The organism is Salmonella sp. 3C, from assembly GCF_025426275.1.
GTDB classification, from domain to species: domain Bacteria; phylum Pseudomonadota; class Gammaproteobacteria; order Enterobacterales; family Enterobacteriaceae; genus Salmonella; species Salmonella enterica.
This window is the reverse complement of record NZ_CP104858.1, coordinates 4,558,960-4,573,393: the sequence shown is the minus strand read 5'-3', so window position 1 is coordinate 4,573,393 and position 14,434 is coordinate 4,558,960. Positions and strand designations below refer to the sequence as shown.

The 14,434-nt window shown below is 52.3% G+C and carries 11 protein-coding genes; 5 read left to right on the top strand and 6 right to left on the bottom strand.

Annotated features, from left to right (window positions below; all coding sequences use genetic code 11):
* Positions 1–127: 127 nt before the first annotated feature.
* Complete coding sequence (gene mfd / locus N7E69_RS22185) at positions 128–3,574, bottom strand: transcription-repair coupling factor (protein WP_001114337.1); 3,447 nt, start codon at positions 3,572–3,574, stop codon at positions 128–130.
* Positions 3,575–3,911: 337 nt separating this feature from the next.
* Here mfd and lolC point away from each other — a divergent pair, with 337 nt between their 5' ends.
* The 5 genes from lolC to cobB are packed head-to-tail and all read left to right on the top strand — an operon-like array spanning position 3,912 to position 8,829.
* Positions 3,912–5,111 carry a lipoprotein-releasing ABC transporter permease subunit LolC gene (gene lolC / locus N7E69_RS22180; protein WP_001532069.1) on the top strand — a complete coding sequence of 400 codons (1,200 nt, stop codon included), beginning with the start codon at positions 3,912–3,914 and terminating at the stop codon, positions 5,109–5,111.
* Positions 5,104–5,805, top strand: coding sequence for a lipoprotein-releasing ABC transporter ATP-binding protein LolD (lolD, locus tag N7E69_RS22175; protein ID WP_001033714.1), 702 nt, complete (start codon positions 5,104–5,106; stop codon positions 5,803–5,805). The genes lolC and lolD overlap by 8 nt, the downstream gene beginning before the upstream one ends.
* On the top strand, positions 5,805–7,049 hold the full coding sequence (gene lolE, locus N7E69_RS22170; protein ID WP_000168092.1) for a lipoprotein-releasing ABC transporter permease subunit LolE: 1,245 nt from the start codon (positions 5,805–5,807) through the stop codon (positions 7,047–7,049). Before lolD ends, lolE begins: the two co-directional genes overlap by 1 nt.
* A gap of 28 nt (positions 7,050–7,077) precedes the next feature.
* Positions 7,078–7,989: an N-acetylglucosamine kinase gene (gene nagK, locus N7E69_RS22165; RefSeq protein WP_000291339.1), complete on the top strand. Its 912-nt coding sequence runs from the start codon at positions 7,078–7,080 to the stop codon at positions 7,987–7,989.
* 18 nt (positions 7,990–8,007) lie between these two features.
* A complete protein-coding gene (gene cobB, locus N7E69_RS22160) occupies positions 8,008–8,829 on the top strand; it encodes a Sir2 family NAD+-dependent deacetylase (protein ID WP_001191856.1) in 822 nt (273 codons plus the stop codon).
* Positions 8,830–8,910: 81 nt separating this feature from the next.
* On the opposite strand, the gene potD is transcribed toward cobB, so the two are convergent.
* The 5 genes from potD to potA form a co-directional block, all read right to left on the bottom strand.
* Positions 8,911–9,957 (bottom strand): spermidine/putrescine ABC transporter substrate-binding protein PotD, encoded by a 1,047-nt coding sequence (gene potD, locus N7E69_RS22155; protein ID WP_000759329.1) that lies wholly within the window; start codon positions 9,955–9,957, stop codon positions 8,911–8,913.
* Positions 9,958–9,981: 24 nt separating this feature from the next.
* Positions 9,982–10,761 (bottom strand): spermidine/putrescine ABC transporter permease PotC, encoded by a 780-nt coding sequence (gene potC, locus N7E69_RS22150; RefSeq protein ID WP_000580295.1) that lies wholly within the window; start codon positions 10,759–10,761, stop codon positions 9,982–9,984.
* A 315-nt stretch (positions 10,762–11,076) separates the two neighbouring features.
* The gene (gene sifA / locus N7E69_RS22145) at positions 11,077–12,087 is read right to left on the bottom strand and encodes an SPI-2 type III secretion system effector SifA (RefSeq protein WP_001533329.1); all 1,011 of its coding nucleotides are present in this window, start codon (positions 12,085–12,087) and stop codon (positions 11,077–11,079) included.
* Between the two features lie 328 nt (positions 12,088–12,415).
* Positions 12,416–13,279 carry a spermidine/putrescine ABC transporter permease PotB gene (gene potB, locus N7E69_RS22140; RefSeq protein WP_000799391.1) on the bottom strand — a complete coding sequence of 288 codons (864 nt, stop codon included), beginning with the start codon at positions 13,277–13,279 and terminating at the stop codon, positions 12,416–12,418.
* Positions 13,263–14,399, bottom strand: coding sequence for a spermidine/putrescine ABC transporter ATP-binding protein PotA (gene potA, locus N7E69_RS22135; RefSeq protein ID WP_000531608.1), 1,137 nt, complete (start codon positions 14,397–14,399; stop codon positions 13,263–13,265). Before potA ends, potB begins: the two co-directional genes overlap by 17 nt.
* Positions 14,400–14,434: the final 35 nt, after the last annotated feature.

The window sequence follows — 14,434 nt, the reverse complement described above, 5'->3', positions numbered from 1 at the left end:
TATGTGGTTATTTTTATAAAAGAGGAAATAAGAATTATGGCGGTTGGCTGTGTCTGGAACTGCAGGGAAGTGCAAAGAATCTGTAAAGATTAGGCCGGACGCAGAGTAATGACGCCCGGCCTGACGCTTATGCAATAGCGTTTTCTTCCAGTTGCTGCATAAACTGGCGTACCCAGTCTATACGCGTTTTACGTTCGCTTAAATCCTGAATAAACTTGAGGCGCGTCGGGCCATCCAGACGGAAATGCTGCGGCTGTTTTTGCAGCAACCCGATAAGCCAGGCGGGGTCAACGTGGTTTTTCTCGGCGAACTCAATCGTTCCGCCTTTCTCGTTACCCTCCAGTTTTCGGATGCCGAGCTTTTGCGCCTGTTGGCGCAGGCGGGCGATATCCAGCAGATTACGCGCCGGATCGGGCAGCAGGCCGAAGCGGTCGATCAATTCCACTTTGATCTCCTCCAGCTCGTTTTCGTTCTTCGCGCTGGCAATGCGTTTATAGAATGACAGCCGGGTATTAACATCCGGAATAAAATCATCTGGCAGCAACGACGGCATTCGCAGCTCGACTTCCGTTTGCTGACTGGTGAGATCTTCCAGCGAGGGTTCGCGGCCTGCTTTCAGCGCATCGACGGCGTTTTCCAGCAGTTCCATGTAGAGTGAGAAGCCAATGGTTTCCATTGAGCCGCTTTGCTCTTCGCCAAGCAGTTCGCCCGCGCCGCGGATCTCCAGGTCGTGGGTCGCCAGCGCAAACCCGGCGCCTAAATCCTCCAGCGACGCAATCGCCTCCAGCCGTTTTTGCGCATCGGTGGTCATGGCCTTAGGATGTGGCGTCAACAGCCAGGCGTAGGCCTGGTGGTGCGAGCGCCCAACGCGGCCACGCAGCTGGTGCAACTGCGCGAGGCCGAAATGATCCGCGCGTTCAATGATGATCGTGTTAGCGGTGGGAATGTCGATCCCCGTTTCGATAATGGTAGTACACACCAGCACGTTAAAACGTTGATGGTGGAAATCGTTCATGACCCGTTCCAGCTCACGTTCACGCATCTGCCCGTGGCCTATAGCGATTCGCGCTTCCGGTACCAGTTCCGCCAGCCGCTCTGCGGCTTTCTGAATATTTTCGACGTCATTGTACAAATAGTAAACCTGACCGCCGCGCAGGATTTCACGCAGAATCGCTTCCCTTACTACCAGGCTATCATACTCGCGAACAAAGGTTTTTACCGCCAGACGACGGGCAGGGGGAGTGGCGATAATGGAGAGATCGCGCATACCGCTCATCGCCATATTCAGCGTCCGCGGGATCGGCGTCGCCGTGAGCGTCAGAATATCGACATCGGCGCGCATCGCCTTAATTCGCTCTTTGTGGCGCACGCCGAAACGGTGCTCTTCATCGACAATCAGCAGGCCCAGGTCGCGCAGCTTCACATCGCTTTGTAGCAGTTTATGCGTACCGATCAGAATATCGATCTTACCCTCGGCGGCTTCCGCCAGGATTTGTGTCTGCTCTTTGGCGCTGCGAAAGCGGGACAGCATCTCAATGCGTACCGGCCAGTTGGCGAAACGGTCGCGGAAGTTATCATAGTGTTGCTGCGCCAGCAGCGTGGTTGGCACCAGTACCGCTACTTGTTTATGGTTTTCCACTGCCAGGAACGCGGCGCGCATCGCCACTTCGGTTTTGCCGAAGCCGACGTCGCCGCACACCAGCCTGTCCATCGCCAGCGGTTGGCACATATCGCTCAATACGGCGTTAATCGCCTGTGCCTGATCGGGCGTCGTTTCAAACGGGAAGCTGTCGCAGAATAACTGATACTGCTCACGATCATGCTTAAAGGCAAACCCCTCTTTTGCCGCCCGTTGCGCATAAATATCCAACAGTTCCGCTGCGACATCGCGCACTTTTTCCGCCGCTTTCTGCCGGGCGCGCGACCAGGCGTCGCCGCCCAGTTTATGCAGCGGCGCACTTTCTTCCGCGCCGCCGGCATAGCGGCTAATCAGATGCAATGAGGAGACCGGCACATACAGTTTGGCGTCATTGGCGTAGGTGAGCATCAGATACTCACCCTTGATGCCGCCAGCCTCCAGAGTGGTCATGCCGGCATAGCGTCCGACGCCGTGCTCCAGATGCACTACCGGTTGACCGACGTGGAGCTCCGCCAGGTTACGAATCAACGTATCCGGGTTGATCGTGCGGCGGGAATCCAGGCGGCGACGCGCCACCCGCTCACCCAAAAGATCGCTTTCACAAATCAGCGCCAGATTGCGTTGGGTGTCGATAAAGCCATGTTCTGCGGCGCCAATCATCAGATAGCGTCCCGCATCCTGCGCCTCGTCCTGGCGTAATATCCGCTTCGGCGCGATTTTTATGCGAGCCAGGAGCTCTCCCAGCGCTTCGCGGCGTCCTTCGCTTTCCACAGAAAAAATCACCGGGCCGCTGAAAGATTCGAGGAACTTACGCAGCGCGTCCAGCGGCGCTTTCTGCTGTGCCTGGATAGCCAAATCCGGTAATTTCTGGAAACCAAGATTGGTATTGGCGGCTTTTTCCGGCAGATGGTCGGTTTTAAGCTGGAGGCGAGGCCAGCGTTTAAGCTCGGAAAAGAGCTCATCTACCCGTAGCCAGAGGGCTTCCGGCGGCAAAAGCGGGCGCATAGGATCGACGCCGCGATTTTCAAAACGCGCCAGCGTATCGGCCTGAAAGCGTTCGGCGCTGGTTTCCAGCGAGCCAGTATTCACCACCAGAGTATTGGCGGGGAAATAGCTAAATAATGGCGGTAACGGTTCGCTGAAAAAGAGCGGCTGCCAGTATTCGATCCCGGCGGGCAAGGTGCCTTTGCTGACCTGCTGATAGATGTGTTCGGCGTCGCGTTTTACCTCAAAGGTATCGCGCCACTGGCTACGGAAAAGCTCAATAGCGGCTTTGTCGGTAGGAAATTCGTTCGCGGGCAACAAATTGATGGCCTCGACCTCCTCCAGCGTACGCTGGGTATCCGCGTCAAACAGACGCAGGCTGTCGATTTCATCATCAAAAAAGTCGAGGCGATAAGGCTGTTCGCTGCCCATCGGAAAGAGATCCAACAGCGCGCCGCGCGTCGCGTATTCGCCATGCTCCATCACCTGATCGACATGCCGATAACCGGCGCTGTCAAGCTGCGCGCGCAGAGCGTCGCGGGACAGCCGCTGGCCTTTTTTCATCACCAGCGCATGACCATGCAGATAGCTATGCGGACAAACGCGCTGCATCAGGGTGTTTACCGGTACAATCAAGACGCCGCGCTGCATCGACGGCAACTGGTAGAGCGTGGACAGGCGCGAAGAGATAATTTCCTGATGCGGGGAGAAGCTGTCATACGGTAGCGTTTCCCAGTCCGCCAGGTTCATCACCATCTGATCGGTAAACTGGCGGATTTCATCATGCAATCGCAGAGCATTTTGCATGTCAGGCGCTATGAGTACCACCGGACCGGCATGGCGTTCGGCTATCTCCGCCACCAGCGTAGCGCAGGCGGCACCGGTAAGTTCGCCCAACTGGCGCTGATCGCCCGCTTTTGTCGGCAGCGTGTAACGTTGTTTTTCAGGCATAACGGTTGTCAGTATCTCTTTTTGTTTTACGCCGCACTCTACGCGTCACCCTTCAGGCTGCTTCATGGTTGGCTGCGCGCCGGGACAGCATGAAGGACTCAGGTATTCAGGGGCATATGACTGATAAGCAATGTTCTTTATTATCCGCGATCGTTGTTTATTAGCAAATTGAATCCGCCGGATAACGCGCCGAACAGGTAAAGTATGAACATGTAAGTGACTTGATTTGTCGGCCTTTTTCAGAATAACGCTGACGAACTCTTACGGTTCAGACATTTACGCATTCCGCTTTCGCTTATATACTCGGGACTTTGCTAACAGCAACCAGACGGATTACATGTATCAACCTGTCGCTCTATTCATCGGCCTGCGTTACATGCGCGGGCGTGCAGCAGATCGCTTCGGTCGCTTCGTTTCCTGGCTTTCCACTATCGGCATTACCCTTGGGGTGATGGCGCTGGTCACGGTATTGTCGGTGATGAACGGTTTTGAGCGCGAACTGCAAAATAACATTCTTGGTTTGATGCCTCAGGCCATCCTCTCTGCTGAACATGGTTCTCTTAACCCGAGTCAGATGCCGGAAAAAGCGGTGAATCTGCAAGGCGTTAACCGTATTGCGCCGCTGACGACGGGCGATGTCGTACTGCAAAGCGCGCGTAGCGTTGCGGTTGGCGTGATGTTGGGTATCGATCCGGCGCAAAAAGATCCGTTAACGCCGTATCTGGTCAATGTGAAGCAAAGCGAATTACAGCCGGGTAAGTATAATGTCATCCTCGGCGAGCAGCTCGCCGGACAGTTAGGGGTCAACCGTGGCGATCAGATTCGGCTAATGGTGCCATCTGCCAGCCAGTTTACGCCAATGGGACGCCTGCCCAGCCAGCGTCTGTTTACGGTGATTGGCACATTTGCCGCCAATAGCGAGGTCGATGGCTATGAAATGCTGGTCAATATTCAGGACGCGTCGCGTTTAATGCGCTATCCGGCAGGCAATATTACCGGCTGGCGTCTGTGGCTGGATGAACCGCTGCAAGTCGATACCCTCAGTCAACAGACGCTGCCGCAAGGCACGAAGTGGCAGGACTGGCGCGAACGCAAAGGCGAGTTGTTCCAGGCTGTGCGCATGGAAAAGAACATGATGGGATTGTTGCTGAGTCTCATCGTGGCAGTCGCGGCTTTTAACATTATTACTTCGTTGGGCCTGATGGTCATGGAGAAGCAGGGCGAAGTGGCGATTTTACAAACTCAAGGGCTGACGCCGCGACAAATTATGATGGTCTTTATGGTGCAGGGCGCCAGCGCCGGGATTATCGGCGCGCTGTTGGGCGCCGCGCTGGGCGCATTGCTTGCCAGCCAACTGAATAACCTGATGCCGATCATCGGCGCGTTTCTGGATGGCGCTGCGTTGCCCGTGGCGATAGAGCCGTTACAGGTGATCGTTATCGCTCTGGTGGCAATGGCCATCGCGCTGCTTTCTACGCTTTATCCTTCCTGGCGCGCTGCCGCCACTCAACCCGCTGAGGCTTTACGTTATGAATAAGATCCTGTTGCAATGCGACAACCTGTGCAAACGCTATCAGGAAGGCACCGTACAAACCGACGTGTTGCACGATGTCAGCTTCAGTATCGGCGAAGGCGAAATGATGGCGATCGTCGGCAGTTCCGGTTCGGGTAAAAGTACGTTGCTGCATCTGTTAGGCGGGCTGGATACGCCCACCTCCGGCGATGTGATTTTTAGCGGCCAGCCGATGAGCAAACTCTCTTCTGCGGCAAAAGCGGAATTACGTAACCAGAAACTGGGGTTTATCTATCAGTTTCATCATCTCCTGCCGGATTTTACGGCGCTGGAAAACGTGGCGATGCCATTATTGATTGGCAAAAAGAAACCGGCGGAGATTGACGCTCGGGCGCGAGAAATGCTGCATGCTGTAGGGCTGGAGCATCGCGCAACCCATCGACCTTCGGAACTTTCCGGCGGTGAGCGCCAGCGTGTCGCGATAGCGCGCGCGTTGGTGAATAACCCGCGTCTGGTACTGGCGGATGAGCCGACCGGTAATCTGGATGCGCGTAATGCCGACAGTATTTTTGAGCTTCTGGGCGAGTTAAATCGTCTGCAGGGAACCGCGTTTCTGGTGGTGACTCACGATTTGCAACTGGCGAAACGTATGAGCCGCCAGCTTGAGATGCGCGATGGCCGCCTGACGGCGGAACTGAGCCTGATGGGGGCTGAGTAATGGCGTCGCCTTTATCATTGTTAATTGGCTTGCGTTTTAGCCGTGGACGGCGGCGCGGCGGTATGGTTTCGCTCATTTCCGTCATTTCTACCATCGGTATCGCGCTGGGCGTGGCGGTATTGATTGTCGGTTTAAGCGCGATGAACGGTTTCGAACGCGAGTTGAATAACCGTATTCTGGCGGTGGTTCCGCACGGGGAGATTGAAGCGGTCAATCAGCCGTGGACCAACTGGCGTGAAGCGCTGGCAAAAGTGCAGAAGGTACCGGGCATTGCCGCCGCCGCGCCGTATATCAATTTTACCGGCCTGGTAGAGAGCGGAGCGAATTTGCGCGCCATTCAGGTTAAAGGCGTCGACCCTAAGCAAGAGCAGCAGCTTAGCGCGTTACCGTCATTTGTGCAAAATCACGCCTGGGATCATTTCAAAGCGGGCGAGCAGCAGATCATTATCGGTAAAGGCGTCGCCGATGCGCTGAACGTGAAACAGGGCGACTGGGTGTCCATCATGATCCCCAATGCGAATGCCGACCATAAGCTGCTCCAGCCCAAACGCGTGCGTTTGCATGTCATTGGGATTCTGCAACTGAGCGGCCAGCTCGATCACAGCTTCGCCATGATCCCGCTTGAGGATGCGCAGCAGTATCTGGATATGGGGTCCAGCGTTTCCGGTATCGCGCTTAAAGTCCATGACGTGTTTAATGCGAACAAACTGGTGCGTGACGCGGGTGAGGTGACTAACAGCTATGTCTACATTAAGAGCTGGATCGGCACCTACGGCTATATGTATCGCGATATCCAGATGATTCGCGCCATTATGTATCTGGCGATGATTCTGGTGATCGGCGTGGCCTGTTTTAATATCGTTTCCACCTTAGTGATGGCGGTAAAAGACAAAAGCGGCGACATTGCGGTATTAAGAACGCTGGGGGCGAAAGATGGTTTGATTCGTGCCATTTTCGTCTGGTACGGGCTACTGGCGGGCTTGCTGGGCAGCTTGATTGGCGTGGCGATCGGCGTTGTCGTTTCGCTTCAGCTTACCGCCATTATTAATGGGATTGAAAAGGAGATCGGGCATCAGTTTTTGTCCGGCGATATCTATTTTATCGACTTCCTGCCATCCGAATTACATTGGCTGGACGTTGTTTACGTACTGGTCACGGCGTTGTTGTTAAGCTTACTGGCGAGCTGGTATCCGGCGCGGCGGGCGAGCAACATTGACCCTGCGCGAGTATTGAGCGGGCAGTAATCGCGGAATATAAAAACAAGGAGCGGTGATGTATTACGGGTTTGACATTGGCGGAACAAAGATTGCGTTAGGCGTATTTGACTCAACGCGGCGGCTGCAGTGGGAAAAACGGGTTCCCACGCCCCATACCAGCTATAGCGCCTTTTTAGACGCCGTATGCGAACTGGTCGAGGAAGCCGACCAGCGATTTGGCGTAAAAGGGTCGGTAGGGATTGGCATACCCGGTATGCCGGAAACCGAAGACGGCACGCTGTACGCCGCGAATGTCCCGGCAGCCAGCGGTAAGCCGTTGCGCGCCGATCTCAGCGCCCGACTGGATCGCGATGTGCGTCTGGACAATGACGCTAACTGTTTTGCCTTGTCCGAAGCCTGGGATGATGAATTCACGCAATATCCTTTGGTTATGGGGCTTATCCTCGGCACCGGCGTCGGCGGCGGCCTGGTGCTAAACGGGAAGCCGATTACTGGTCAGAGCTATATCACCGGCGAGTTTGGTCATATGCGTTTGCCGGTTGACGCGCTAACGTTGATGGGGTTTGATTTTCCTCTCCGCCGTTGTGGATGCGGCCAGATGGGCTGCATTGAGAATTATCTGTCCGGGCGCGGGTTTGCGTGGCTATATCAGCATTATTATCATCAATCGCTGCAGGCGCCGGAGATTATCGCGTTGTGGGAGCAGGGCGATGAGCAGGCGCACGCGCATGTTGAGCGCTATCTGGATTTACTGGCGGTTTGTCTGGGGAATATACTGACGATTGTCGATCCCGATTTATTGGTGATCGGCGGCGGACTATCGAACTTTACGGCAATAACAACGCAACTGGCGGAAAGACTGCCGCGCCATCTCCTCCCTGTTGCCCGCGCGCCGCGCATTGAGCGTGCGCGGCATGGGGATGCAGGTGGGAGGCGCGGTGCTGCTTTTTTACATCTTACCGACTAATCAAAAAAAGAGGTTGTTATGCAGTCGCGTCGGTTTCATCGATTAAGCCGCTTTCGTAAAAATAAACGTCTGTTGCGTGAACGTCTGCGCCAGCGGATCTTTTTCAGAGACAGAGTGGTGCCGGAAATGATGGAAAACCCAAGAGTATTAGTCCTTACAGGTGCAGGAATTTCTGCAGAGTCTGGTATTCGTACGTTTCGCGCGGCGGATGGCCTTTGGGAAGAGCATCGGGTTGAAGACGTGGCAACGCCGGAAGGATTCGCCCGTAATCCGGGGCTGGTGCAGACATTTTATAATGCCCGCCGTCAGCAGCTTCAACAGCCGGAAATACAACCCAATGCGGCGCATCTGGCGTTAGCGAAGCTTGAAGAAGCGCTTGGCGATCGCTTTTTGCTGGTGACGCAAAACATCGACAATTTGCATGAACGCGCGGGCAATCGCAACATCATTCATATGCATGGCGAGCTGTTGAAGGTGCGCTGTTCGCAAAGCGGCCAGATTCTGGAATGGAACGGCGATGTGATGCCGGAAGATAAATGTCACTGCTGCCAGTTCCCGGCGCCGCTACGTCCGCACGTGGTGTGGTTTGGCGAGATGCCGCTTGGCATGGATGAAATTTATATGGCGCTGTCGATGGCGGATATTTTTATCGCCATTGGCACATCCGGTCATGTCTATCCGGCTGCGGGTTTTGTGCATGAAGCAAAACTGCACGGCGCACATACGGTGGAACTGAATCTTGAGCCAAGCCAGGTCGGCAGCGAGTTTGAAGAGAAGCACTACGGCCCGGCAAGCCAGGTTGTGCCGGAATTTGTTGATAAATTCCTGAAAGGGCTGTAGTGCTGTTTGCCCGGTAACGCCTTATCCGGCCTACATTTCACGTTACGTTCATCTGTAGGCCCGACAGGCGCTTTGGCTGAATTAGCGTCCTGCTTTTAGCTTCTGATAATACTCTTCATAAATGGCGCTGGCGTCGCCGACATCGTTTTGCCACTCGCCTTTGCTGATGGTTTGCGCATCCGGATAGAGCGACTTATCATTGGCGACCTCCGGGCTTAACAGCTTACGCGCCGCCAGGTTGGGGGTAGGGTAGCCGATGGTTTCTGCCACCTCTTTCGCGACGTCAGGACGCAGCAGGAAGTTGATTAGCTTCAGCGCGCCCTCTTTATTTTTCGCGTTTGCCGGAATAGCTAGGCTATCCATCCAGAAAATACCGCCTTCTTTCGGCCAGACGACCTCCAGCGGCGTGCCAGCCTGACGAGCAACGAAGGCCGAACCGTTCCACACCATCCCCAGATTGACTTCCCCTTCCATATACGGATTCGCCGGATTATCGGAGTTGAAGGCCGCTACGTTCGGCATCAGTTTTTTCAACTCTTCATATGCCGCTTCGATCTCTTTCGGATCGGTAGTGTTACCGGAATAACCTAGCTTGCGCAGCGCCATCTGGAAGACTTCTCGCGCATCGTCGGTTAAAAGCAGGCTGTTTTTATATTCCGGTTTCCACAAGTCAGCCCAGCTGGTAATGGTTTTTGGATCGATAGCATCGCTGTTCACGCCAATCGCCGTTGCGCCCCAGATATACGGAACAGAATAATCGTTGTTGGGGTCAAACGGTTTGTTGAGCATTTCCGGATCGAGGTTGTGGAAATTGGTTAATTTCGACTTATCGATCTTCTGGATCATGCCTTCTTTGCGCATTTTGTCGACATAGTATGTAGAAGGAACAACCAGGTCATACGCGCCATCTTTATAGGTTTTGAGTTTGGCATACATGGTTTCGTTCGACTCGTAGGTCGAATAAATCACCTTAATGCCTGTCTCTTTAGTGAACTGTTCCAGCAGGCCCGGCGGTACATACTCAGTCCAGTTATAGAAATAGAGCGTGTCGTTGTCGGAGGCATGAGCGGCACTCATACCCAGCGCCAGGGCGCCCGCCGCGAGCAGGTGGCGTGACCATTTTTTCATTTAACGTCCCCTGAATTACGGGCCTTATCGGCCCTTGGTTTTATCACGAGCAATAAGCTGGCTGGCAATGACCATTACCAGAGACAGCACCAATAAAACGGTCGCCAGCGCGTTCACTTCTGGTGAAACGCCGACTTTTACCATGGAATAAATCTTTAAGGGTAAAATTTCATAGCCCGGCCCGGTGACAAACGACGAGACCACTACATCGTCCATCGACAACGTAAAGCTCAGCAACCAGCCCGCCGCCACCGCCGGCATCGCCAGCGGCAGAATGATTTTGCGTAAAATCGTTACCTCACTGGCCCCCAGGTCTTTTGCGGCTTCCAGCATTCTGACATCAAAGCCTTTCAGGCGCGAATAGACCGTGACGACCACAAACGGCAGGCTAAAGGTGATGTGTGAGAACAGCAACGACCAAAAGCCCAGTTGAATGCCGAGTAACATAAACAGCACCAGCAGGGAGATCGCCATCACGATATCCGGCGACATCATTACTACAAACAGCATCCCGCTGACGAATGGTTTCCCGCGAAAGCGGTAGCGATAAAGCGCCACCGCGGTTAACGAGCCAATCAACGTGGCGAAGGTCGCTGAGAAAATCGCCATCGTCAGTGAATGTTGAGCGGCCTGCAACAGACTGTCGTTATTGACCAGTAGATCGTACCATTTAGTGGTAAAGCCCTGCCAGTTAATGCCGAACCGCGAACTGTTGAAGGAGTTCACGATCAGAATAATGATGGGAATATACAGATACGCATAGATGGCAGTCATGAAACCGCCACGGAGCAGCCGACCGATCATTCAAGTTCCACCTTCTTATTCAGAGGATGGGGTGCTTTTAGAGTATTGAAAATGATCAATTTTTTCTCTTCTCCAAAATCTCTCCAAAACGTCTCGCGGTTATCAGCAGCCAGGAAGAAGCAAGCTGCCGCTTGAAGCCGCGAATTTTACAACAAATTGCCAGACGAGCGGGAAAAAAAGGCCATTTAAATGACTATTCTCATCCGATCCGGTCATATGCGGCATTATTGCGCCTGGCAAGAGGTTACTCTGTAGGCAAACAGGAAGTACGTGAGTAAACCCTGAACGTGACGTCTGAGAAAGCGTCGTCTGATTTTATAAAAAACAACATAAACAGCCGCTTTGTTGTTCTGAGCGAACGTGTAGCGTGGTTAACTGTTCTTCCGCCATTTTTTGTATAGCCTGGGGGTCTATTCTAAAAATGGCGTGAAAAACCTGATCAGAGATGGTTTCGACTATCTCAGCTAACATACTTTGGCTGGTGCTGGGATCCGTTACGAGGAACGCCTGAAACGTCTTATCCGCCAGTAAAACCTCTTTTACCATTTTTTCAATAGGTATGTGGGTATGCGGTGGTGGTATTTCAAGCTGTTTTAATCCACACATCGCCATTGTTTCTAAAAATGCGTTTTGCTGAGTACTTTCGGATATATTCGCATGGTGTAAAATGCGCGTTGTCTTTTCAATCCCGGACTGAATTTTCGCTGCCAGGTAGGTTGCCTTTTCTTGCGCTTTCCACCCATCTAAATGTCCTTTTCTCAATTCAGTATATAAATACCCCTCTATGTTGTCTAATGGAACCGATAATATCGGCGCGCCAGCAGGATTGAGACATAATGTCGAAGGGAGGGGGTAGTCTACGATTTCGCTATATCTTCTCTTAATCATGGCCGTCATTTGTGGATGCGATTTTAAAATATCCGGGCGATCTTTCATTAAAAAATAAAGATTCCCCATGACTTCACAGCTAAAGGTATCGGTATTTTGAGTGATACGTAACAATTCGTTCTCTTCGTTTTGATCCATGATGCGAAGAATAATGGTGGCATCATTTTCATGAGGATTATGAACCTGAAATCTATCTCTTTGCGATGCGCAGGCTAACTCTTTCAACTCAAAAAAAATCTCTGTAAGCCGCTCTCGTGTGGGGGCGCGTTCGGCAAACAACATCTCATGTAGACAACGGTCCGCTTTTGCTTTGCCAGTAGAAAAAAAGAAGTCTTTAATTTTTTCCCATAAAACTTTCCACCATGCTTCTTTCGTATTCCTTGGGGAGTTGGTAAGGATTTCACTTTTTAAAAAACCATTCCCTATAGTAATCGGCATATTAATCTCACTTATACTGGAGTAAAAATGACTACATAATTGATTAAATCGACCCTTTTTATCTCAACTGCGGGCGCATCGGATGTAATATAATTTTTAAAAGAGACTGGCAATCAGTATAAAACCTGAGAGCTTCGCGTATAAACGCATTACTGTCTGTGATAGCGTCGCTACAGGTAAAAATAAAAGAAGGACTACCGCGGATGATGTTGTAGATTTGCAATACTGGCGGCAACTTCTTTCATGCGTTTTTTATGCCGAAGGCATGAAGTTTACCCTTGAATAAACTTCATGCCTGGATGCGTGTGGATTTGTTAGCGTTGCGCAATTAATCGCTTATATCACTCACCTTCTTATTCAATAAGCGGGAAGCCCGCCAGTAAATCAACAGCATGAGCCCCATCACAATGGTCAGCGTAATGCTGGTAGCCGCGCCAAACGGCCAATCGCGAATATTCAGGAACTGTACCTTAATGACGTTACCAATCAGCAGGTTTTTCGCGCCACCCATTAAATCGGAGACGTAGAACAGGCCCATTGCCGGTAGCATCACGAGCAGGCAACCGGCGACAATGCCCGGCATGGTTAATGGAATAATGATGCGGATGAACGTTTGCATTTTACTGGCGCCGAGATCGCGTGCGGCCTCCAGTAGTGGTTTGTCGAGCTTCTCAATGCTGGAGTAGAGCGGCATGACCATAAATGGCAGCAAAATGTAAACCAGGCCGATAATAACGGCGCTCGGGGTGAACATGATGCGAATCGGTGTATCAATCACGCCCAGCCACAGCAGGAATTCATTGAGATAACCTTTAGTGCTCAGGAATATTTTCAGCCCATAGATGCGGATCAGTGAGTTGGTCCAGAAAGGAACAATCAGCAAAAACAGCAATAACGGACGTATCTTTTCCGGTAACTTCGCCAGAAACCAGGCAAAAGGATAGCCCAGCACCAGGCAGGAGAGGGTGGCGATCAGCGCCATATTCAGAGAGTGCAGGAGCACTTCAAAATAGAGCGGATCGAGCAGGCGCGCGTAGTTATCCAGCGTAAAGACCATCTTGACGAAACTGGCGTCGTCACGGGTCAGAAAGCTGGTGCCAATGATCATCAGGTTGGGCAGAAAAACAAATAACACAAGCCAACCGACGATAGTGACAATCACTACATTCTGGAATTTACTTGTGTTCTTCATCAGCCAGTACGACCTCCCAGCTTTCTACCCAACTAATGGCCATTTTTTGGTCAAGTGAATGGTCGAAGTCAGGATCGTCTTCGTTGAAGAATTCGCTGACCATCACCATTTTGCCATTTTCCAGTTCAACCACCGACTCCAGCGTCATACCTTTGTAATTGCGCTCGCGCACGTAGCCGATAAGCCCTTCGATGTGGTTATCATTGTTGATCTCTTCGACGCGTAGATCTTCCGGTCGCAGCAGGACGTTCAGTTTTTGGCCTGGTTCGACAGCGAAATTGACGTATATATTGCACTCCCGACCTTCTACGCTGGCGCGGACGCGCTGTTCATCAAGCCGTTCAATGACGGTTGCGTCAAAGCGGTTAATTTCGCCGATAAAACCGGCGACAAACAGGTTTTTTGGCTCTTCATAGATTTCACGCGGCGTGCCGTCTTGCTCAATCACGCCATTACGCATTACCACGATACGATCGGACATGGTGAGCGCTTCTTCCTGATCGTGAGTGACAAAAACAAACGTGATACCGAGTTTACGCTGTAATGCTTTAAGCTCGTTCTGCATTTGTTTGCGCAATTTATAGTCCAGCGCGGAAAGCGATTCATCCAGTAATAACAGGCGAGGTTTATTCACCACCGCGCGAGCGATAGCCACACGCTGCTGCTGTCCGCCGGAAAGCTGGTGCGGTTTACGTTGTGCAAACTCTTCAAGCTGCACCATACGCAGCGCATCGGTCACGCGAGGCGCTATCTCGGCGGCTGGCGTTTTTTGCATTCGTAAGCCAAATGCGACATTTTCAAACACCGTCATATGCGGAAATAAAGCGTAGCTTTGAAATACGGTATTTACATAACGATTTTCGGCGGGAACGTGGGTGATATCCTGGTTATCCAACATGATATGCCCGGCATCAACGGTTTCCAGGCCGGCAATCAGGCGAAGAACGGTTGTTTTACCGCAGCCGGAAGGGCCAAGCAGCGTGAGGAATTCGCCATTGTTAATGGTCAAATCCAGCTGTGAAATGACCTCTTTGCCATCGAAACTTTTGCTAATTCCCGACAAAAGCACCAGCGGTGAAAGCGAACGCGGTTGATTATTCAATTTCTTACTCTGTCCCATGTAAACGCAACGGATGGCTGACCGCTGCGGGGTTT

What these genes read in the sequence shown, in the direction of transcription:
- mfd (WP_001114337.1), bottom strand. Translation starts at nt 3,574, where the DNA reads ATGCCTGAAAAACAACGTTACACGCTGCCGACAAAAGCGGGCGATCAG.
- lolC (WP_001532069.1), top strand. Translation starts at nt 3,912, where the DNA reads ATGTATCAACCTGTCGCTCTATTCATCGGCCTGCGTTACATGCGCGGG.
- lolD (WP_001033714.1), top strand. Translation starts at nt 5,104, where the DNA reads ATGAATAAGATCCTGTTGCAATGCGACAACCTGTGCAAACGCTATCAG.
- lolE (WP_000168092.1), top strand. Translation starts at nt 5,805, where the DNA reads ATGGCGTCGCCTTTATCATTGTTAATTGGCTTGCGTTTTAGCCGTGGA.
- nagK (WP_000291339.1), top strand. Translation starts at nt 7,078, where the DNA reads ATGTATTACGGGTTTGACATTGGCGGAACAAAGATTGCGTTAGGCGTA.
- cobB (WP_001191856.1), top strand. Translation starts at nt 8,008, where the DNA reads ATGCAGTCGCGTCGGTTTCATCGATTAAGCCGCTTTCGTAAAAATAAA.
- potD (WP_000759329.1), bottom strand. Translation starts at nt 9,957, where the DNA reads ATGAAAAAATGGTCACGCCACCTGCTCGCGGCGGGCGCCCTGGCGCTG.
- potC (WP_000580295.1), bottom strand. Translation starts at nt 10,761, where the DNA reads ATGATCGGTCGGCTGCTCCGTGGCGGTTTCATGACTGCCATCTATGCG.
- sifA (WP_001533329.1), bottom strand. Translation starts at nt 12,087, where the DNA reads ATGCCGATTACTATAGGGAATGGTTTTTTAAAAAGTGAAATCCTTACC.
- potB (WP_000799391.1), bottom strand. Translation starts at nt 13,279, where the DNA reads ATGAAGAACACAAGTAAATTCCAGAATGTAGTGATTGTCACTATCGTC.
- potA (WP_000531608.1), bottom strand. Translation starts at nt 14,399, where the DNA reads ATGGGACAGAGTAAGAAATTGAATAATCAACCGCGTTCGCTTTCACCG.